At 65.8% G+C, this 19,087-nt stretch carries 18 protein-coding genes; 7 read left to right on the forward strand and 11 right to left on the reverse strand.

The window, feature by feature from the left end; all coding sequences use genetic code 11:
- Positions 1–5: 5 nt before the first annotated feature.
- The 8 genes from M1D93_RS10455 to M1D93_RS10490 form a co-directional block, all read right to left on the reverse strand.
- Entirely contained in the window at positions 6–866 is an 861-nt protein-coding gene (locus M1D93_RS10455) for a shikimate dehydrogenase (RefSeq protein ID WP_461174989.1), read from the reverse strand.
- A complete protein-coding gene (gene mltG / locus M1D93_RS10460) occupies positions 863–2,542 on the reverse strand; it encodes an endolytic transglycosylase MltG (protein ID WP_461171512.1) in 1,680 nt (559 codons plus the stop codon). The genes M1D93_RS10455 and mltG overlap by 4 nt, the downstream gene beginning before the upstream one ends.
- Positions 2,539–3,135 carry a Holliday junction resolvase RuvX gene (gene ruvX, locus M1D93_RS10465; protein ID WP_461171513.1) on the reverse strand — a complete coding sequence of 199 codons (597 nt, stop codon included), beginning with the start codon at positions 3,133–3,135 and terminating at the stop codon, positions 2,539–2,541. Before ruvX ends, mltG begins: the two co-directional genes overlap by 4 nt.
- A 7-nt stretch (positions 3,136–3,142) precedes the next feature.
- Complete coding sequence (gene alaS, locus M1D93_RS10470; RefSeq protein ID WP_461171514.1) at positions 3,143–5,821, reverse strand: alanine--tRNA ligase; 2,679 nt, start codon at positions 5,819–5,821, stop codon at positions 3,143–3,145.
- Between the two features lie 129 nt (positions 5,822–5,950).
- Positions 5,951–6,193, reverse strand: coding sequence for a hypothetical protein (locus M1D93_RS10475; RefSeq protein ID WP_461171515.1), 243 nt, complete (start codon positions 6,191–6,193; stop codon positions 5,951–5,953).
- Between the two features lie 17 nt (positions 6,194–6,210).
- On the reverse strand, positions 6,211–6,585 hold the full coding sequence (locus tag M1D93_RS10480; RefSeq protein ID WP_306633788.1) for a DUF948 domain-containing protein: 375 nt from the start codon (positions 6,583–6,585) through the stop codon (positions 6,211–6,213).
- A 146-nt stretch (positions 6,586–6,731) separates the two neighbouring features.
- A complete protein-coding gene (gene rpsD / locus M1D93_RS10485) occupies positions 6,732–7,358 on the reverse strand; it encodes a 30S ribosomal protein S4 (protein WP_066276228.1) in 627 nt (208 codons plus the stop codon).
- Positions 7,359–7,530: 172 nt separating this feature from the next.
- A complete protein-coding gene (locus M1D93_RS10490) occupies positions 7,531–8,949 on the reverse strand; it encodes a replication-associated recombination protein A (RefSeq protein WP_461171516.1) in 1,419 nt (472 codons plus the stop codon).
- Positions 8,950–9,021: 72 nt separating this feature from the next.
- Between M1D93_RS10490 and M1D93_RS10495 the strand changes: the two genes are divergently transcribed.
- The 3 genes from M1D93_RS10495 to M1D93_RS10505 all read left to right on the forward strand — a co-directional run bounded on the left by M1D93_RS10495 (position 9,022) and on the right by M1D93_RS10505 (position 10,388).
- On the forward strand, positions 9,022–9,696 hold the full coding sequence (locus M1D93_RS10495) for an acVLRF1 family peptidyl-tRNA hydrolase (protein WP_461171517.1): 675 nt from the start codon (positions 9,022–9,024) through the stop codon (positions 9,694–9,696).
- A 63-nt stretch (positions 9,697–9,759) separates the two neighbouring features.
- Complete coding sequence (locus M1D93_RS10500) at positions 9,760–10,176, forward strand: hypothetical protein (protein ID WP_461171518.1); 417 nt, start codon at positions 9,760–9,762, stop codon at positions 10,174–10,176.
- Complete coding sequence (locus M1D93_RS10505; RefSeq protein ID WP_461171519.1) at positions 10,173–10,388, forward strand: helix-turn-helix transcriptional regulator; 216 nt, start codon at positions 10,173–10,175, stop codon at positions 10,386–10,388. The genes M1D93_RS10500 and M1D93_RS10505 overlap by 4 nt, the downstream gene beginning before the upstream one ends.
- 13 nt (positions 10,389–10,401) lie before the next feature.
- Here the strand turns inward: M1D93_RS10505 and M1D93_RS10510 are convergent, their stop codons facing one another.
- Both M1D93_RS10510 and aspS read right to left on the reverse strand, forming a co-directional pair.
- Complete coding sequence (locus M1D93_RS10510) at positions 10,402–11,175, reverse strand: GNAT family N-acetyltransferase (RefSeq protein WP_461171520.1); 774 nt, start codon at positions 11,173–11,175, stop codon at positions 10,402–10,404.
- 72 nt (positions 11,176–11,247) lie between these two features.
- Positions 11,248–13,026 carry an aspartate--tRNA ligase gene (gene aspS, locus M1D93_RS10515; RefSeq protein WP_461171521.1) on the reverse strand — a complete coding sequence of 593 codons (1,779 nt, stop codon included), beginning with the start codon at positions 13,024–13,026 and terminating at the stop codon, positions 11,248–11,250.
- Positions 13,027–13,134: 108 nt separating this feature from the next.
- On the opposite strand from aspS, the gene M1D93_RS10520 reads away from it, so the two are divergent.
- A complete protein-coding gene (locus M1D93_RS10520; protein WP_461171522.1) occupies positions 13,135–14,388 on the forward strand; it encodes an APC family permease in 1,254 nt (417 codons plus the stop codon).
- A gap of 251 nt (positions 14,389–14,639) precedes the next feature.
- A complete protein-coding gene (locus M1D93_RS10525) occupies positions 14,640–14,873 on the forward strand; it encodes a hypothetical protein (RefSeq protein WP_461171523.1) in 234 nt (77 codons plus the stop codon).
- A gap of 36 nt (positions 14,874–14,909) precedes the next feature.
- On the opposite strand, the gene hisS is transcribed toward M1D93_RS10525, so the two are convergent.
- Entirely contained in the window at positions 14,910–16,280 is a 1,371-nt protein-coding gene (gene hisS / locus M1D93_RS10530) for a histidine--tRNA ligase (RefSeq protein ID WP_461171524.1), read from the reverse strand.
- Positions 16,281–16,507: 227 nt separating this feature from the next.
- On the opposite strand from hisS, the gene M1D93_RS10535 reads away from it, so the two are divergent.
- Together M1D93_RS10535 and M1D93_RS10540 are read left to right on the forward strand one after the other, a co-directional pair.
- Complete coding sequence (locus tag M1D93_RS10535; RefSeq protein ID WP_461171525.1) at positions 16,508–17,320, forward strand: peptidylprolyl isomerase; 813 nt, start codon at positions 16,508–16,510, stop codon at positions 17,318–17,320.
- Positions 17,321–17,387: 67 nt separating this feature from the next.
- On the forward strand, positions 17,388–18,995 hold the full coding sequence (locus M1D93_RS10540) for a DUF349 domain-containing protein (RefSeq protein WP_461171526.1): 1,608 nt from the start codon (positions 17,388–17,390) through the stop codon (positions 18,993–18,995).
- Positions 18,996–19,087 lie beyond the last annotated feature (92 nt).

Consider the following 19,087-nt stretch of genomic DNA (forward strand, 5'->3'; position numbering starts at 1 on the left):
GGCGGTTACAACGCCCGTCGGGGAAGGCCGACTGCGTCACACATCACATCTATGACGGATGCGTTAACTTCCTCTTCAAAGCGGCTGAACAGGCGTACCTGTTCCACCGCCTGGTACAGCAACATTTCGAGGCCGGGCACCACGGCGCCGCCGCCGGCCTCCCACACGTGCGCGATCAGGCTGGGCCAGGGATCATAGGCCACATCCAGCAAAACGCCGGGGGTGGAAGTTTTCAGCGCCGCGATTTCGGCCGCCAGCCCGTCCGCCGCGCGCGGCGGCAGGGTGGAAATGACAACGTCGGCAGCGGCCGTTGCTTTCGCGGCCTCCGTAAGCGGGCGGATCTCCAGGGAAAGTCCGAGGCTTTCTCCTGCGGCGCGCACGTCGCCCGTGCGTGAGGGGTCACGGACGAAGAGCCGGGCGGAGCCGGCTCCCAGCTCCTTCAGGGCGGCAACGGCAGCGGCTGCCGTGCCGCCTCCGCCGAGGATGACAGGCGCTGCGGGCGTGTGCCCGCCCGCGTGACGGACAGCGTTAACAATTCCCGTGACGTCCGTGTTGAACCCGATGGTCCGGGAACCCCCCTCGTACTCCTCGAAGGACACGGTGTTCACCACGCCCAGGGTCCGGGCAACGCCGCGGACTTCGTCCACCTCGCTGACCATCGCGGCCTTCAAAGGCATGGTGACAGAGAGGCCCCGCCAGCCTGGCTGATCCCGTATCTGCCTCATCAGCGACGGCAGCAATTGCTCAGTGACGTCGATGGCCGTATAGCTGATGCCGATTCCGAGGCGGCTGTACGCCGCATGATGCAGTGCCGGTGACTTTGAGTGGCTGATGGGGTGGCCAAGGACGGCTGCCCGCAGGCTCATGTGCAGCGGCCGACGTTCGCTGTGCACCAGGCGTTGTACTGCTCAACGTAGCCGTTGTGTTCAGCCAGGGTGCGGGAGAATTTCGTCTCCTTGGTGTCCAGGTTGATGGTCACCCAGTACAGGTAGTCGTTGGACTTGGGCTTGGCGGCAGCATCAATGGCTGTCTTTCCCGGTGAACCGATGGGCCCCGGAGGCAAGCCCGGATTCGCGTAGGTGTTGTACGGGTTGGACTTGTCCTGGCGCTGTTCGTCCGTGAAGTTGTAGCTCTTGGTTCCCAGGCCGTAAGTGACAGCTGAGTCCACCTGCAGGAAACCGCCGGTTTGGTCATTGGGCTTGAGGCGGTTGTAGATGGCCCCGGCTACGTCCCCGTATTCTGCCTGGCCCCCTTCCGCCTGCACGATGCTGGCCACGATGACGGCCTCATACTGCTTGGCAGGATCAGTGATCCCCTGTGATTCCAGCTCGTCAACGGTGGTCTTGACCAGTGACTGGAGGATGTCCTTTGCCGGGGTACCCAAGGGGTAACGGTGCTCGCCCGGAGCCAGGTACCCTTCCAGGTTCTTGGCCGTTGCGGGCAGCCCGAACTGCGCCGGCTGGTTGCTGAGGGCCTGCAGGTCCTGAATGGAAATGCCGGACCCTTCCGAGATGGCCTGCAGAGACTCACCGATACGCAGACCGGCGCTCAGGGCGAAGTAGATCACCTTCGTCTTGTCCTTGCCGAGCAGGACGTTGACGGCATCGGAGTTCTTCATCTCCGTCTTGAAGGTGTAGTCCCCCGGCGCCAGTACCCCGCCGGAGGCGTTGAATGCCTGGAGGAACGTGTCGGAATTCGCCACGACCCGCTCGCCCTCCAGTTTGCTGGCTACGGAACGGGTGCCTTCCCCGTTCTCGACCGTCACCATCACCTCGCCCGAACCGGGGCCCGGAAAGTCGCTGGGCTTGTCATTGCCCAGCAATGGCTTCAGGAACTGGGCGCCGACGGCGACGGCCGTGACGAAAACCGCAAGTGTGAGGAACAGCGCCAGCAACCGACGGCGGCGACGGACCTTTTTCGAGGGCTTTACCACTACGGGCGCTGCCGCAGCGCCCGGCAGGAACTCGTGGTGCCCGGCCTCGTGGTGCGCATCGTCGTACTGCCCGTGCTCATAGTGCCCCTCGTGATGGAGGGCATCGTCGTGGTGCACGCCCTCCTGGTAGTGGTGCCCCTCCGCAAAGCGGGCATCGTCGTCATAGTGCCCGCGTGTTGAATGCTGGTGGCCTGCGAGGGCGTGCTCAGGGTACGAAGCGGGCACGGCGTCGTAATGCGCGTCGTCGTCCGGAACCCCGGAACGGTCTGTATCCGCGGGGTGCACGTACTCGTGGTGCACGTCGTTTTCCGGGTGCTGCCCTGCGGCTTTCGCCCCGTTGGGAACGTCCTGGATGGATGGTGGCGTTTCCGGAGCGGCCGGAACCGGGTGTTCTTCACGTGCCGAAGGAACCGGTGGCGCGGCGGAGGCGGGCGGCTCGGAGGGCGGTGGCGGAACGTCGTGTCCCGTTTCGTAGGCCTGCTCGGGCACGGCGCCCTGGAGTCCGGTGTCGGTGGTCTTTTCGCGCGCCCGGATTTCCTTGCGGGTCAGCGGCCGCGTAGCCCCGGCATCCAAGGGGCCGGAAGCGTCGTCAATATTGGCAGGACTCACTGTTGCCTTCCATCATCTGAAGATCGGTCCGTGTCCGGGGTGGCAGAGATGGACTGATCCACCTCGCGGACCCCCGCGTCCACGGAAGGGGAGGGCGCCGTCACGCGTCGGCCGACATCCGATCCCCTGGCTTTCTGCATGTCGAGGGCGTGCTGAAGGATGCCTGCCGCCGCGACCTGATCAACTACTTTACGGTGATTCCGGCTGCTCATGCCAGCTTCATGGAGGTTGCGATGCGCCGTAACGCTGCTCAGGCGCTCGTCCACCAGGTTTACCGGCACGGCCAGCGCCCGGGTTGCCAGCTCTGCGGCCAGCAACTCGGCGTACTCCGTGGCCATCCTGGCGGAAGCGTGCTCTTCGCCCTTCATGGTCCGGGGCAGGCCCACGATGACCTGCACAGCGCCAAGTTCTTCGACCAGGTTGGCGATAACCCGCACATCCGAGTTCTTCTTCGCATTCCGGTCCAGCGTCTTGTACGGCGTGGCCAGGATTGAATCGCGGTCGCAGATGGCCACACCCACCCGGACCGTGCCGACGTCGACCCCCAGTTTGATGCCCTGGGGGCTGCCGCCGGCCGCTGTTGGATTGGTCATGGAAGGTTTATCGCCCCGAAATGGCGTCCACGACCGCTGCCAGGGCAGGGGCCACCTTGCCGGCGTCCGTCCCGCCGCCCTGGGCTACGTCGTCCTTGCCGCCGCCACCGCCACCGAGGATGCCTGCGGCGAGCCGTACCAGGGCACCTGCCTTGACGCCGGCTTCCCGCGCGGCTTCATTTGTGGCCACCAGGATCACGGGGCGGTCATTCGCGACGCCGGCAACAGCCACAGCAGCGGCAGCCGACCCCAGGCGGTTCCGCAGGTCCAGCGCCAGGCCGCGGAGGTCGTCCGCGCCGCTGACCTGTCCGGCGTCGTGGGCAATGACGCTGACCCCGGAGGCATCCTTGGCGCTGTTGACGAGCTGGGCGGCGGAAGCAGCCAGTTGTTCCTTGCGGAGCCTGTCGAGCTCCTTCTCCGTAGCCTTGAGCTTGGCGAGGGTTGCGGCGATCCTGTCGGCCAGCTGGCCGGACGGTACCTTGAGCATGTCGGTCAGCTCGGTCACCAGGGCACGCTCGGCGGCGAGGTGGCGGAACGCATCCATTCCCACGAAGGCCTCGACGCGCCGGTTTCCCGAACCGACTGACTGTTCGCCCAGGAGCGAGAGGCTGCCGATCAGCGAAGTGTTGGCCACGTGTGTTCCGCCGCAGAGCTCGCGGGACCACGCGCCGTCGATCTCCACAACGCGGACTTCGCTGCCGTAGTTCTCGCCGAAGAGAGCCATGGCGCCCAGGGCCTTGGCCTCGGCCAGTCCCATCACCTTGGTTTCCACGGCATAGTTGTTCCGGATGGCGAGGTTTGAGACCTCTTCGATCTCGGAGCGGGTGGCGGTGCTCAGGCCTTCGCCCCAGGCGAAGTCGAAGCGGAGGTATCCCGCCTTGTTGTACGACCCGCGCTGGGTGGCCTCCGGCCCGAGGATCTGGTGCAGTGCGGCGTGCACGATGTGCGTGCCGGTGTGGGCCTGTTCGGCGGCATGGCGGCGTTCGCGGTCGACGGCGGCACGCACCAGCGAGTCAGCGCCGATTTCGCCTTCGCGGACAATGGCCTTGTGGACGCTCAGCCCCTTCAGCGGGCGCTGGACATCAAGGACCTCGACAACGAACCCGTCACCGGTGATGAGCCCGGTATCGGCGGCCTGGCCGCCTGCCTCTGCGTAGAACGGGGTCTCGGAAAGCACGAGTTCGATCTCGTCGCCCGTGGACGCCTGCTGTACCCGCTGTCCCCCGGTGAGGATGCCGCGGACCCGGGATTCGCCGTCGAGCTCGGTATAACCGGTGAAGACCGTCTCGCCCTGGGCGAGAAACTCCTGGAAGGCACTGAGGTCGGCGTGGCCGCCCTTTTTGCCTTTCGCGTCAGCCTGCGCACGCTTGCGCTGCTCCAGCATCAGACTGCGGAAGGCTGCCTCATCCACCTGGAGCCCCGCCTCCTCGGCCATTTCCAGCGTGAGGTCGATGGGGAACCCGTAGGTGTCGTGCAGGGCGAAGGCGTCGGCACCCGAAAGCGGCTTGTTGGCGGCCTTCGATTCCTTGACGGCGTCCTCAAGGCGGGCGGTGCCGGAAGCGATGGTGCGCAGGAACGCTTTTTCTTCGGCGTAGGCGATGCGGCTGATGCGGGCGAAGTCAGTGTCCACCACCGGGTAAACGCCCTTCATGGCATCCCGCGAGGCGGGCAGCAGCTCCGGCAGGCAGGCCTGCTCGACGCCGAGGAGGCGCATGGAACGCACCGCACGACGGATGAGCCGGCGGAGGACGTAGCCGCGGCCCTCGTTGGAGGGGGTGACGCCGTCGGAGATCAGCATCAGTGCCGAGCGGATGTGGTCGCCCACCACGCGCATGCGCACGTCATCGGTGTGGTGCGGATCGTCAGGTGTTTCGGCGGACGTGTATTCCTTGCCCGAGAGCTCGGCGGCCTTGTCGATCACGGGACGGACCTGGTCGGTCTCGTACATGTTCTCGACGCCCTGCAGGATCATGGCCAGGCGCTCCATGCCAAGGCCGGTGTCGATGTTGCGCTTGGGCAGTTCGCCCACAACATCGAAGTCTTCCTTGGAACGGACGTTTTCGATCTGGTACTGCATGAACACAAGGTTCCAGATCTCGATGTACCTGGTTTCGTCAGCCAGCGGGCCGCCCTCCACGCCGTACGCGGGGCCGCGGTCGTAGTAGATCTCCGAGCAGGGGCCGGCAGGACCGGGCTGGCCCGTGTGCCAGTAGTTGTCGGACTTGCCCATTTTCTGGATGCGCTCTGCAGGAACGCCGGTGTTCTTCAGCCAGAGTTCCTTGGCTTCGTCGTCCTCTTCGTAAACCGTCACCCACAGCCGTTCGGGCGCGAGGCCGTAGCCGCCGTCGTCCACGCTTGTGGTCAGCAGTTCCCAGGCGAACTTGATGGCGTCTTCTTTGAAGTAATCGCCGAAGGAAAAGTTTCCGCACATCTGGAAGAAGGTGCCGTGCCGTGCGGTCTTGCCCACTTCCTCGATGTCACCGGTGCGGATGCACTTCTGCACGCTGGTGGCGCGGGAGTAGGGCGGTTCTTCGCGGGCGGTGAGGTACGGGATGAACGGAACCATGCCGGCAACCGTGAACAGCAGCGAGGGGTCGCTGGAGACCAGCGATGCGGAGGGAACCGCGGTGTGGCCCTTGCTGACAAAAAAGTCCACCCAGCGCTTAGTGATCTCCTGCGACTTCATGAGCTGTTTACTTACCCTTCTTGGTCCGCGCAGATGCGCGGAGGTTCGTTCGCTTGGCAGTTCCGTAGGCACGGTTGCTGCCGGTTGGTTCTGACTGCCGGGGCCGGGCTGCGGCTGGCCGGTTGCCGGTCAGCGGCGGACCAGTTCCCCGGACTCCACCCCGAGGGCGGCGCGGAGGTCTGTTTCCCGTTCACGCATTCCGTCCCGGATGGCGTCCGCGAAGTCGTAGACGCCGTCGGCCAGCCGGCCTACTGCCCGGTTGAGGCCCTGGGGGCCAAGGGTGGACTGCATGGTGGCCTGCGCTTCGGTGACTTTGCGGAAGGCGATGACTCCGATCGCCACGCCGATTCCCATCCAGACAAGTCGTTTCATTCTAAGTTCTCCGAAGTTCAGCGGCTGCGGCGGCCGGCAGCGGGTTTCTTGCGGTTGGCCAGGGCGGTGCGGACGCCGTAGCTGAACGCTGCCACTTTGATGAGCGGGGAACCAACGGTGGCGGCGATCAGGGAGGACAGTGCCGACAGGTTCGCTGACGCGTCAGAGACGTTGGAGGAGATGCCGTCCACCTTTTTCAGCTGCTGGTTGGTGGTGGACACGGTGGCCGTGACCTCGTCCATCAGCGGCGTGGCACCGTCACTCAGGGACCTGATGGAGGTGCGGACCTCGTCAAGGACCTTGCCCAGCTTCAGGATGGGCACGGCAAGCAGCAGCACCAGGAGCGCAAATACTCCGGCAGCGATCAGGCCGGCAATATCGCCACCAGACATAGACGTTCATCTCCTCGAAATTCTGTGGTTCGTTCCACCCGTCGGATGCGTCGTGAAGCGCATTCCCGCAGATGTCCCCCAAGTACCTTACATACAAAGAAGCCCGCGGCGCTTGCCACGGGCTTCTTTGTAGACGCTGCTGTGATTTAGCGTGCGTAGAATTCGACGACCAGCTGCTCTTCGCAGGTCACGGGGACCTCGGAGCGCTTGGGACGGCGGACCAGGCGTGCCTGAAGGGCTTCCAGCTTGACGTCCAGGTATGCCGGAACGGCGGGCAGGACGTCGCGGTGGGCGCCGGCTGCTGCAACCTGGAGCGGAACCATGGTTTCGCTGCGGCTGTGGACGTGGACCAGCTGGCCCTCGCCGACGCGGAACGACGGGCGGTCAACGCGGACGCCGTCAACCATGATGTGGCGGTGCACAACCAGCTGGCGGGCCTGGGCGATGGTGCGGGCGAAGCCGGCACGCAGGACCAGGGCGTCAAGGCGCATTTCGAGCAGTTCGATGAGGTTTTCACCGGTCAGGCCCTTGGTGCGGCGGGCTTCTTCGAAGGCACGGGTCATCTGTGCTTCGCGGATGCCGTACTGGGCGCGCAGGCGCTGCTTTTCGCGCAGACGTACTGCGTAGTCGGAGTCCTGCTTCTTGCGGGCACGGCCATGCTCACCGGGGCCGTACGGGCGGCGCTCCATGTACTTGGCGGCCTTGGGGGTCAGAGCGATGCCGAGGGACCGCGAGAGGCGGGCCTGACGGCGAGCACGAGTGTTGTTAGCCACTTGTGTCCTTCCAAATAACTGCGGTGTGTCAGTGTTACTGGCCTCCACGATGGAGAGCATCGGCCAACCGCTGCCTTTTGCTACTGGGCGCAGGGCATAACCTTCTCAACGTAAAATTGGGGAGATTGTGCGTCTGTGCCTTGCCAGACAAACATCTATCCTACCACGGCGGCTACTTGCCCCGGACGATCTTCCGCAGCCGCTCCAGCCGCACCGCGATGTCCCGCTCCGCACCGTTGGCGGTGGGCTGGTAGTAGTCCCTTCCCACCAGGTCATCGGGCGGATACTGCTGCGTGGCCACTCCATGGGGAGCGTCGTGGGCGTACTTGTAGCCGAGGCCGTGGCCCAGCTGCTTGGAGCCAGGGTAGTGCGCGTCCCGCAGATGGGCGGGGATACCGTTCCCCAGCCCTGCCCGCACATCCGAGACGGCTTTGTTGATGCCCATGTACGCGGCATTGGACTTAGGGGCCGTGGCAAGATGCACCACAGCTTCGGCCAGGATGATCCGCCCCTCGGGCATGCCGATCAGCTGCACCGCCTGGGCTGCGGCCACCGCAGTTTGCAGCGCCGTGGGATCCGCCATTCCCACGTCCTCCGCTGCCGAGATCACGATCCGGCGGGCTATGAAGCGCGGGTCCTCCCCCGCTTCAAGCATGCGGGCCAGGTAGTGCAGGGCCGCATCGACGTCGGAGCCGCGGATCGATTTTATGAAGGCGCTGATGACGTCATAGTGCTGGTCGCCGGCACGGTCATACCGGACCGCGGCTACATCCAGGGCACGCTCGGTGTGTTTAAGGTCGACGGCGACGGGTCCCTCCCCTGCATCGTCCGCATCCCCGAAGGCAACGCCGGCGGCCGCCTCCAGTGCCGTCAGGGCCCGGCGTGCGTCGCCGCCGGAAAGCCGTACGAGATGGTCGAGTGCCTCCTCAGTAAGGCCTACTTTCCCGTTCAGCCCGCGCGGATCGGCGACTGCGCGCTGAATCAGTCCTTCAATGTCCGCGTCAGTGAGCGGACGGAGCGTCAGCAGCAGTGAGCGGGACAGCAGCGGTGACACCACTGAGAACGACGGATTCTCGGTGGTGGCGGCAACCAGCACCACCCAGCGGTTTTCGACGCCGGGCAGCAGGGCATCCTGCTGGGCCTTGTTGAAGCGGTGGATTTCGTCCAAAAACAGGACCGTGGTGGCCTTGTAGAGGTCGCGGGCCGTCAGGGCCTCGTCCATCACGCGCCGCACGTCCTTGACACCGGCGGTAATCGCGGAGAGTTCCACGAATTTCCTTCCCGGTCCGCGGGCAATCACGTGGGCGAGGGTCGTTTTGCCGGTTCCCGGTGGGCCCCAGAGGATGAGGGAGGTGGGTCCAGCGGGGCCTGTTGTGTCTGCTCCGGCCCCGGCGGCCAGCTGGCGCAGGGGCGACCCCTGGCCGAGGAGGTGCTGCTGGCCCACTACCTCATCAAGGGTGCGGGGACGCATCCGGACGGCGAGCGGGCCGCGGGGGGAAGCCTTGGTTCCCGGCGCTGCAGTCCGGGCGGCGGCTATGGAACCGTCGTCGTCATCATCATTGCCGGTGCCGTGCCCGAAGAGATCTTCCACATAGATAGGCTACTTCGAGTTCACTTCCGGATTTCGCCCGGGAGTCCGCCCTGCCTGTAAAGGAATGCCACCATGTCCGCTCGCAGCACCGGCGGAGCCAAGCCTCCCTCCGTGCGTACTGCTTTCGTCCCCGGTGGCCGGCTGGCCGGCTGGGCGGAGAGGTTCGGCGCCGCGCACGGCGGGTTTCAGCTGCGGGATGACGACGACGGCCTGCGCCTCCTCGCCGACGACGGCGCCGAAGCACTCCTGCAGGCACCCTGGCCCAGCGACGGCAGGCCTGGCCGCGGCGCGGATGCGCTGCAACGGCTCGCTTCCCTTGCGGTACAGCCTCGCCGGCTCGGCCTCCTCCTCGTTAGGCGTGGAGGATACGGGGTGGCGGTAGTGAGCGAGGGGGTGGCCCTGGCTTCAAAGGTCGGCTCCACCTACGTGCAGTCCAGAACCGCCGCGGGCGGCCAGTCGCAGCAGCGGTTCGCGCGGCGGCGGTCCAACCAGGCGGACGCACTCGTGGATGCTGTAGCCGAACAGGCTGCCCGGGTTTTCAGCGGGGAGCCGTTTGAGTACGTCGTCCCGGGCGGTGACCGGGCATTGGCGGGCTTTGTCCTCGACCACCCTGCCCTGAAGGACTACGCGGGGCTGCCGCGGCTGGCCTACCTTGACGTTCCGGACCCCAAGGCTGCGGTGCTAAAGAAGGCGGCCGCGGACGCATGCTCAGTACGGATCCAGGTCAGCGATCCACCCGGCCAATGAAGGTACGCATTCATGGTGACAAGGATGCTTGACACGCCCTGCCGGGCGCTGCACACTGAAGCCATGACAAGCAAACTTGACAGGAATGACCGCAGCGCCGGCGACCGCGCAGTTTCCCGTGCCTACAACCTCGACTTCTGGCCAGGCATCGGTGCCTACGCCGTGGTGCTTACGGCAGTGCTTCTCTGGGGCGGCCTGGATGGGAGCAGCCCTTGGCGCTTTGTCTGGGCCGTCCTGCCGGTGATACCCAGCTTGTGGATCGTGAGGGCAGTACTCCGCCATGCGCGCCGCATCGACGATTACCAGCGGCTCCTGCTGCTGCAGGCCCTGGGCGGCGGCTTCGCTGTTGCCATGGTTGCCTCTGTGACCGTTGCCTTCCTGGAGATAGCGGGTATGAGCTTCGTGGGGATCGGCTGGGTCATCTACGGCGCAGGCATGCTGGGCTGGATCGTCACAAGCACCGTGGTGGCCCGGCGGTGAACAACCACCTGAAGGCGCTTCGCGAGTCACGCGGGTGGACGCAAGGGAATCTCGCCGATCAGTTGGGCGTCTCACGGCAGACGGTGAACGCGTTGGAGACCGGCCGCTACGACCCTGCCCTTCCTTTGGCCTTCCGCATCGCAAGGCTTTTTGGCAAGCCGATTGAGTCGATCTTCATTCCCAACGATGCGGACGTAACCGCCGAGGGTTGAGCTCAGCAGCCGGTCAGGGCACGCAGGGCCGCTGCTGGCGGTAGACGTAGCGGCCCGACACCTTGAACCCCGCTTCGCTGTACAGCCGCTGGGCTGCATGGTTGGCCGCTGTGACCAGCAACCAAAAGTTGGCAAGGCCGCGCGCGTCCCCGTCGGTCAGGAGCGCCTGCAGCACCGCCGAAGCGTAGCCGCGCCTCCTGCGGGACGGTGACGTAGCCATGCAGTAGATGCCGCCGGTTCCGTCCACCAGGGCGAGGCGCCCGACGGCGGCCGGCCCGCCGTCGTCGTCCCTCACCAGGGCATAGCGGGAAGGGCACCCGGCCAGGATGGTGCGCGCCGTCTCCCGTTCGGCCTGGCCGCCCCGGCCGTCCACGCTCCACCAAAGGTCCAGCCATTCCTCGCCCGGCTGGTCCCGGATTTCAACCTTCACAGCAGCTGCTGGCCCGAGAGGGCTAATACCGGCAGCCCGGGCCATGATGAGCGTCTCCGATTGCCGGGTAAAGCCCTGAACGTCCAAAAGATCGTTTAGCCCGGCGTTGGCAGTGGCGTCCGTGACCTGGAAGATCAGGGGAAGACGCCGCGTCCGGTACCACTGGACGGCCTCGCGCAGTGCAGCCTGGGGCTCCGCGGCTGCATCCCGCGGCCACACCGAGTTGGCCCGCTGGGTGACTCCGGCGGCAGCCCGGAGGACCCACTCCCCCGTGTCGTAACGCTCGACGGCGGGCCAGGCCTTGTCCATGAGCGTTTCGATAACGCGGGTCTGCTGCCCGCGGAGGCTGTGGACCACAACGGCTCCTGTCTGCGGATAAGCCTGAAGGCCCTCCCTTCCGGGAGAGCCTTCAGTTGGATCAGCGGTGCTTTACTTGCCGTCGGCCGGCTTGGCCTCCGGCTTGAAGTCCACGCCGGCTTCCTTGCGCTGCTGCGGCGTGATGGGGGCAGGGGCCGCCGTCAGGGGATCGTAACCGTTGCCGGTCTTCGGGAAGGCGATAACGTCGCGGATGGACTCGACTCCGGCCAGCAGTGCCACCACGCGGTCCCAGCCGAAGGCGATGCCGCCGTGCGGAGGGGCGCCGTACTTGAAACCCTCCAGCAGGAAGCCGAACTTGGTCTGGGCATCCTCGCGGTCGAGGCCCATCAGTTCGAAGACGCGTTCCTGCACATCGCGCTCGTGGATACGGATGGAACCGCCGCCGATTTCGTTGCCATTGCAGACGATGTCGTACGCGTAGGACAAGGCCGACTCCGGATCCTGGTCGAACGTGTCCAGGAATTCGGGCTTGGGCGAGGTGAAGGCGTGGTGCACGGCCGTCCACTTGCCACCGCCGACGGCTACGTCCCCGGACGCCACCGCTGCGGCGGCCGGCTCGAACATGGGCGCGTCCACTACCCAGCAGAAGGCCCAGGCACTGGGGTCGATCAGGCCGGTGCGGTGGCCGATCTCGACGCGGGCAGCACCGAGGAGGGCGCGGGCGGCAGACTTCTCGCCGGCCGCGAAGAAGATGCAGTCGCCGGGCTTGGCGCCTACTGCACCGGCAAGGCCTTCGCGCTCGGTGTCAGTCAGGTTCTTGGCGACCGGGCCGGCGAGCTCGCCGTCTTCCTTGAACAGGACATACGCAAGGCCCTTGTGCCCGCGCTGCTTGGCGAACTCCTGCCAGCCGTCAAGGGTGCGGCGGGGCTGGGAGGCACCGCCCGGCATCACCACGGCGCCGACGTACGGGGCCTTGAAGACGCCGAAGTTGGTGTCCTTGAAGAACTCGGTGAGCTCGGTCAGCTCCACGCCGAAGCGGAGGTCGGGCTTGTCCGAGCCGTACCGGGCCATGGCGTCCGCGTAGGTGATGCGCTGGATGGGCGTGGGGATCTCGACGTCGATCAGCTTCCAGAGTGCCTTGACGATGTTTTCGCCGAGGGCAATGATGTCGTCCTGGTCCACGAAGCTGGCTTCGATGTCCAGCTGGGTGAATTCCGGCTGGCGGTCGGCGCGGAAGTCTTCATCGCGGTAGCAGCGGGCGATCTGGTAGTACTTCTCGAAACCGCCCACCTGCAGGAGCTGCTTGAAAAGCTGCGGTGACTGCGGCAGGGCGTACCACGAACCCGGGGCCAGGCGGGCGGGGACCACGAAGTCCCGGGCGCCTTCCGGCGTCGAACGGGTCAGCGTGGGCGTTTCAACCTCGACGAAGCCGTCCTGGTGCAGCAGCTCACGGGCCACGCGGTTTGCCTCGGAGCGGAGCCGGAGGTTGCGGGCAGGGCCGGGGCGGCGCAGGTCCAGGTAGCGGTGCTTCAGGCGTGCTTCCTCGCCCACCTCAACGTGCTCGTCGATCTGGAACGGGAGCGGCTCGGAGGTGTTGAGGATGACCACCTTGTCCGCCATGACCTCGATCTCGCCGGTGGCCAGCGCAGGGTTTTCATTGCCTTCCGGCCGCTTGGAGACCGTGCCGGTGACCTGCAGGACATACTCGTTGCGCAGTCCGTGGAAAACTTCTTCCTCGCGGACCACAACCTGTGCCACGCCGGATGCATCGCGCAGGTCAACGAAAGCGACACCGCCGTGATCACGACGGCGGCCCACCCAGCCAGCGAGGGTTACGGTTTGTCCAATGTGCTCGGAACGAAGGATTCCGAGGTCATGTGTGCGCAGCACAGCACGCCTTTCTGCGGGGTAACACGGGAAGTCATACGGGAAGTTGAATAGGATCGTTCGGGGAACGATTCCGTTCGAGTTTACCCGCTGCAAAGGGACAGTCACCGCATGAGCGCGCACCAGCAACTGCATCGAAGGCTTGGCACCTTCGATGCCACCACCATCGGCCTGGGCTCCATGTTGGGCGCGGGCGTGTTCGTCGTCTTTTCCCCCGCCGCGTCGTTGGCAGGGAGTTTGCTGGTCCTCTCGGTGGTGATCGCGGGAGCAGTGGCGTACTGCAATGCCGTGGCATCAGCAGCACTGGCCGCGAAGTATCCCACCAGCGGCGGAACCTATATTTATGGCCGGAAACAGCTCGGTGAGTGGCCGGGATTCCTCGCCGGCTGGGGCTTTGTTACCGGAAAAACCGCCTCGTGTGCGGCGATGGCGCTGACGTTTGGCAGCTATGTGGCCGGTGATTACGCAGTGCCCGTCGCCATCGCAGCGGTGGTGGCGTTGACCGTCGTCAACTTGCTGGGGATCACCCGGACGGCCCTGCTGACCCGGATCCTGCTGTGCGTGGTGTTGGCCACCCTGGTGTTTGTCGCCGTCGCCGCGATTGTTGGGCCGCACCCGGCGGCCGGGTTTACGGCGGCTGGTTCGGGCGGACCCGGGGGTGTGCTGCCGGCTGCCGGCCTGCTGTTTTTCGCCTTTGCCGGTTACGCCCGGATTGCCACGCTCGGTGAGGAAGTCAAGGACCCGTCCCGGTCCATCCCGCGGGCCATCCTTGCCGCGCTGGCTGCCGCCTTCGCCATTTACCTGGCGTTGGCAATGCTGCTGCTCAACCACCTTCCCGGCGGACAATTGGCGGCCACGCAGACCCCGCTGCTGGAAGCGGTCCTGCAGTCAGGGCTGGCGGCCGGCGCGCCGGTGGTGCAGGCGGGCGCGGCGGCTGCGTGCCTCGGCGCGCTCCTTGCCCTCATCACCGGCGTGGGCAGAACCACTTTGGCCATGGCACGCGAACGTGACCTTCCCGGGCCGCTGGCACGGGTAGGCGGCAAGCACACCGTTCCCTACGCTGCAGAAATCGCCGTGGCCGCCGTCGTTATCCTCCTCCTGCTGACCACCGACGTCATGACGGTAGTGGGCTTTTCAAGTTTCGGCGTGCTCCTGTATTACGCCGTGGCCAACGCCTCTGCCTACACGCTGGCATCCCACCCCGGGTACGCACCCAAGTGGCTCAACGCAGTCGGCTTCGCGGCCTGCCTGCTGCTGGCCTTCACCCTTCCACCCGCCTCGGTGCTCACCATGACAGCCGTCCTGGCCGCCGGCGTGGCCGGGCGCTGGCTGGTGCTGCGGTTGCGGGCAAAGTTTTCCACATAAGCCGCCCACCATCTGTTTTTGTCAGGCCCGGCTGGAAGACTTTGTCCATGGAAGCAAGAGCGTCGTCGGGAACCCGGGGTCAGGAAGCGGCTCAAGCAGTGGGAAGTTCTCCTGGTCCCCGGGTTGCTGATGCCGTGCGTATCGTGGCTTCTCTTCGCCCGGCGGTTGATGGCCCGGCAATAATTGACCAGCTCCGGGCACCTTGATCGTGAAAGAAACAGCGGTGCCTGTCCGCCGAGGACCGGACCGCCGTGGACGAGGAAATCGCCGCCGACACAGGCGCCCTCACCAGCGCCGGGGACCGGGCCATCACGGGCCACCGCTACCGGTCAACAGCTCCCCCGCTGCCCGGCACACAGCTGACCGGGACTCGCTCGACCGGCACCTTAGCGACCACAGGGGATGCTGCGCCGCGCCGCCGTCGTCAGCACCAAGCGCGCACCGCGGCACTCAAACGCGCCCACTTCAAACAATCGGTGGCGTGAAACGTAAGTTCCCTGAACGGCGAAGGGAGACCCCACCTAAACGGCGGATGGCACCTGAACCGTCGAGGTCACTTGAACCGTCAGATCCTCCGACGGCGGGGTCCAGGTTTCGGGGAAAGCGACAACCTGCTCGCCCGTGCGGATGTCCTTCACCTGGTGGGTGCCGTCGTCGTCCGTGAACCAGACGAAGGGGATGCCCCGCCGGTCGGCGAACTTGATCTGCTTGCCGAACTTCTCTGCCTTCGCCGCCACCTCGGTGGCAATGCCACGGCTGCGGAGCTGGGCAGCCACGTCCTGTGCCGCACTCCAGCTGTCATCAGAGGTGAGGGAAACCAGTACCGCGGTAGGAACAGAGCGCGAAGCCTTGGCCAGCTCCTGGCTGAGGATGCGTGAGACCAGCCGGGTGACGCCGATGGACAGGCCCACACCGGGAAATTTCCGGTTGCCCTTTGAAGCCAACGCGTCGTACCGTCCGCCGGAGCAGATGGAGCCCAGCTGCTCGTGGCCCACCAGAACGGTTTCCACCACGGTGCCGGTGTAGTAGTCCAGGCCGCGGGCGATGCTGAGGTCAGCCACCACCTTGCCGGGGGCGCGCTGGACAGCGGCCTCGATCACCTGTTCCAGCTCGTTCAGGCCCTCATCGAGCAGGCCATTGCTGACCCCCAGCGCCTGAACCTGTGCCACGAATGATGTGTCCTCGGTACGGATCGCAGCCAACTGCAGGGCCTTCTGCGCCTGTTCGTCGGTGGCCCCCAGTTCCGCCTTCAACAGGTCGGCCACCTTGTCAGGTCCGATCTTTTCGAGTTTGTCGATACTGCGCAGCACGCCGGCAGTGTCTTCGAGTCCGATACCGCGGTAGAAGCCCTCAGCGAGCTTGCGGTTGTTGATTCGCAGCCGGAAGTCCGGGATCGGGAGTGAGCTGAGGGCCTCGGCGATCACCAGGGCGATTTCGACGTCGTACCGGAAGGGCAGGTCGCCGTCCCCCACCACGTCGATGTCCGCCTGCGTGAATTCACGGGCGCGGCCTTCCTGCGGACGCTCACCGCGCCAAACCTTCTGGATTTGGTAACGGCGGAACGGGAAGGCGAGATAGCCGGCGTTCTCCACCACATAACGGGCAAAAGGCACGGTGAGGTCAAAGTGCAGGGCAAGCGCGTGCGGATCGGCCTTACCTGCCTTGACGGGGTTGTCGCTGTCGTCCTCCTGGAGACGGCTGAGGCCGTACACTTCCTTGTCAATCTCACCCTTGCGCAGCAGCTGGCCAACCGTTTCCACGGCCCGGGTCTCGATGGAAGAGAAGCCGTGCAGCTCGAAGACCCGGCGGAGCGTATCCAGCACGTGCAGCTCCACCAGCCGCTCCTCGGGAAGCCACTCGGGGAATCCGGACAGGGAGGCGGTGCGTGCCATGGTGGATTTTCTCCTCGTAGGTGTTGTGCCTGGGACTTGCCCGGCATCCCGAAACGGGCCAGGAACGGCGGCAGTCCAGCCAGTCATGCATAAACTATGTGCGGCAGTCAGTTTATGCGTCATCCGCCGGCATCTCTAATGCGGCGGACCGGCAGGGCTCGGCCGTCAGACAACTGCGCCCGGGGCCTCAGCCACGCCGTGCAGCAGCCCGACTATAAGGAGGACCCTTGGCGGCCAGTTCACGCAGCGCCCGCGAAGCAAAGCGCCGCATCCAGCAGATGGAAGCCAAGCGCGAGCTGCGGCGGGAGCAGGAGAAGCGGCGCAAGCGGGACAACGTTATCGCCGCCGGCGCCGGAACCGCCGCCGTCGTGCTCGCCGTCGTACTTCAGCTGACCGCTTTTGCCGGGAATCCGACCGAGGAGGAATTCGCCGCCGCCGAGGCGGCGCTGACGAGCCCATCCGCTTCTGCATCTGCCAGCCCGACCGCCCAGGCGACCAACGGGCCTAATATCCCGGCGGCCGAAACGGCTGCGGGCAAGACCTTCACCGGCGACCTGGTCCTTAACGGGAGCCCACTTACTGTGGAGCTTGATGGGACAAACGCCCCGCAGGCAGCAGCTGTTTTTAAGTCCCTCAGCGACGAGGGCTATTACAACGGAAAATCCTGCCATCGCCTCACCACCGGTGAGGCCTTCGGGCTGCTGCAGTGCGGTGCCTCCGGCCCTGATGGCCAAGGCGATCCTGACTACACGTGGGGACCGCTGGAAAACACCCCCGCTGACGATACTTATCCCGCCGGGACTGTGGCCGTGGCCCGCACAGGCAACAACGCCTTCGGGAACGGCACGCAGTTCTTCATTGTCTACAAGGACACGGCTATCCCGCCCGATACTGCCGGCGGGTACACGGTGGTCGGAAGGGTGACATCCGGCCTGGAAACGGTGTCGAATATAGCGGCGTCCGGAATTACGCCGGGCAGCAGCGACACAGACGGCGCACCTGTGGAACCAGTCACGATAGACTCGTTCTCTCTGAAGTAGGAGGCCCGGCCACGGCGGCTGCGGCGCAGGACCTGAGTATTTTCCTCCAAGCGAAAGACTTTTAGCGGTGACAGACAGTCAGAAATCCGACGAAACAGCAACAGACCTGACCGAGACGGCGGCACCCGCCGCCGAAGAGGCGACATCTGAAGCAGCCACCACCCCGGCAGCGGAAGCCCCCGTGGACGATGCACCTGAGGGCAGCGCCCCGGCACCGCAAAGCACTGAAGCGGAGGGCAGCGCCGCGGCACCGCAAAGCACTGAACCGGAGGGCAGCGCCCCGGCACCGCAAAGCACTGAACCGGAGGGCAGCGCCCCGGCACCGTCGCCCCGTCCGGCGCCCTCCCCGGCCGCCTTTGCCTCCCGCCCCAAGCCCGCCGCCGCACCTGCCGCAGCACCGGTCGCCACAGTTCCTGCCACTTCCCTTGCGGAAGCCTCAAAATGGGGACGCGTGGAGGGGGACGGCCACGTTTTCCTGACTATTGACGGCGCCGAGCACCCTGTAGGCCAGTACCCGGACGTCAGCGACGACGAAGCCCTGGCGTACTTTGCCCGGAAGTACGACGACGTGGTGGCCCAGATTGTGCTGCTCGAGCAGCGCGTCAGCTCCAAGGCCCCGAGCACGGACATGCAGAAGACCGTCACGCACCTTCGCGAGCAGCTGGCCGAACGGAACATGGTGGGCGACCTCCGGTCGGCCGAGGCACGCCTCGACGAGCTCTCCAGCCAGATCGCTGAACTGGAGAAGGCGGAAAAGGCTGAGCATGACGCCGTCCGCGCCTCCGAGCTCGCAGCGCGTGAGGCGATTGTTGCCGAAGCCGAGCAGATCTCCGGCCAAGATCCGGCCCAGACGCAGTGGAAGACCTCCAGCGCCAGGATGAACGAACTCTTCGAGACCTGGAAAGGTGCCCAGAAGAGCGGAGTCCGCCTGGGGCGCAGCAACGAAGACGCGCTGTGGAAGCGCTTCCGTGCCGCCCGCACCGTCTTTGACCGGCACCGCCGGGCCTACTTCTCCCAGCTGGACAGCAACAACTCCGCTGCCAAATCGGCCAAGGAAAAGCTGATTGCAGAAGCGGAAGCCCTGTCGACGTCCACTGACTGGGGTTTCGCCGCCGGCGAGTACCGCCGCCTGATGGACCAGTGGAAGGCCTCCCCGCGGGCCAGCCGCAAGGACGACGACGCCCTGTGGGCCCGGTTCCGTGCCGCCCAGGACGTCTTCTTCACCAACCGGCAAGCCGCCAATGACGAGATCGACCAGGAGTACTCCGCGAACCTCACGGTCAAGGAAGCCCTCCTGGCCGAGGCCAACGCGATCCTTCCGGTGAAGGACCTTGCGGCGGCCAAGAAGGCACTGCAGTCCGTCCGTGACCGCTGGGAAGAGGCCGGCAAGGTCCCCCGGGCCGACATGGGACGGATCGAGGCCGGACTGCGCAAGGTTGAGGATGCAGTGCGCCACGCTGAGGAAGAGCAGTGGCAGCGGTCCAACCCGGAACGGAAGGCCCGCACCAACAGCGCCCTCTCCCAGCTCGAATCCGCCATTGCCGGGTTGCAGGACGACCTCGCGAAGGCCGAGAAAACCGGCGACCAGCGCCGGATTAAGGCTGCCCAGGAAGCCCTGGAAGCACGGCAGGCATGGCTTGACCAGATCCAGCGCTCGGCCAGCGAACTGTCCTAGGCTGATTGCCTGGCACGTTCAGGCCGCCGCTTAATGCAGGCCCGGTTCCGGTTATCCACATATCCGGAGCCGGGCCTGTGCCTGTTAATGGC

This window comes from Arthrobacter sp. Z1-9 (genome assembly GCF_054792695.1).

Bases quoted from the DNA above. Each gene is read 5' to 3' on its own strand.
- M1D93_RS10455 (WP_461174989.1), bottom strand. From the start codon at position 866: ATGAGCCTGCGGGCAGCCGTCCTTGGCCACCCCATCAGCCACTCAAAG.
- ruvX (WP_461171513.1), bottom strand. From the start codon at position 3,135: ATGACCAATCCAACAGCGGCCGGCGGCAGCCCCCAGGGCATCAAACTG.
- alaS (WP_461171514.1), bottom strand. From the start codon at position 5,821: ATGAAGTCGCAGGAGATCACTAAGCGCTGGGTGGACTTTTTTGTCAGC.
- M1D93_RS10475 (WP_461171515.1), bottom strand. From the start codon at position 6,193: ATGAAACGACTTGTCTGGATGGGAATCGGCGTGGCGATCGGAGTCATC.
- M1D93_RS10480 (WP_306633788.1), bottom strand. From the start codon at position 6,585: ATGTCTGGTGGCGATATTGCCGGCCTGATCGCTGCCGGAGTATTTGCG.
- M1D93_RS10495 (WP_461171517.1), top strand. From the start codon at position 9,022: ATGTCCGCTCGCAGCACCGGCGGAGCCAAGCCTCCCTCCGTGCGTACT.
- M1D93_RS10500 (WP_461171518.1), top strand. From the start codon at position 9,760: ATGACAAGCAAACTTGACAGGAATGACCGCAGCGCCGGCGACCGCGCA.
- M1D93_RS10520 (WP_461171522.1), top strand. From the start codon at position 13,135: ATGAGCGCGCACCAGCAACTGCATCGAAGGCTTGGCACCTTCGATGCC.
- hisS (WP_461171524.1), bottom strand. From the start codon at position 16,280: ATGGCACGCACCGCCTCCCTGTCCGGATTCCCCGAGTGGCTTCCCGAG.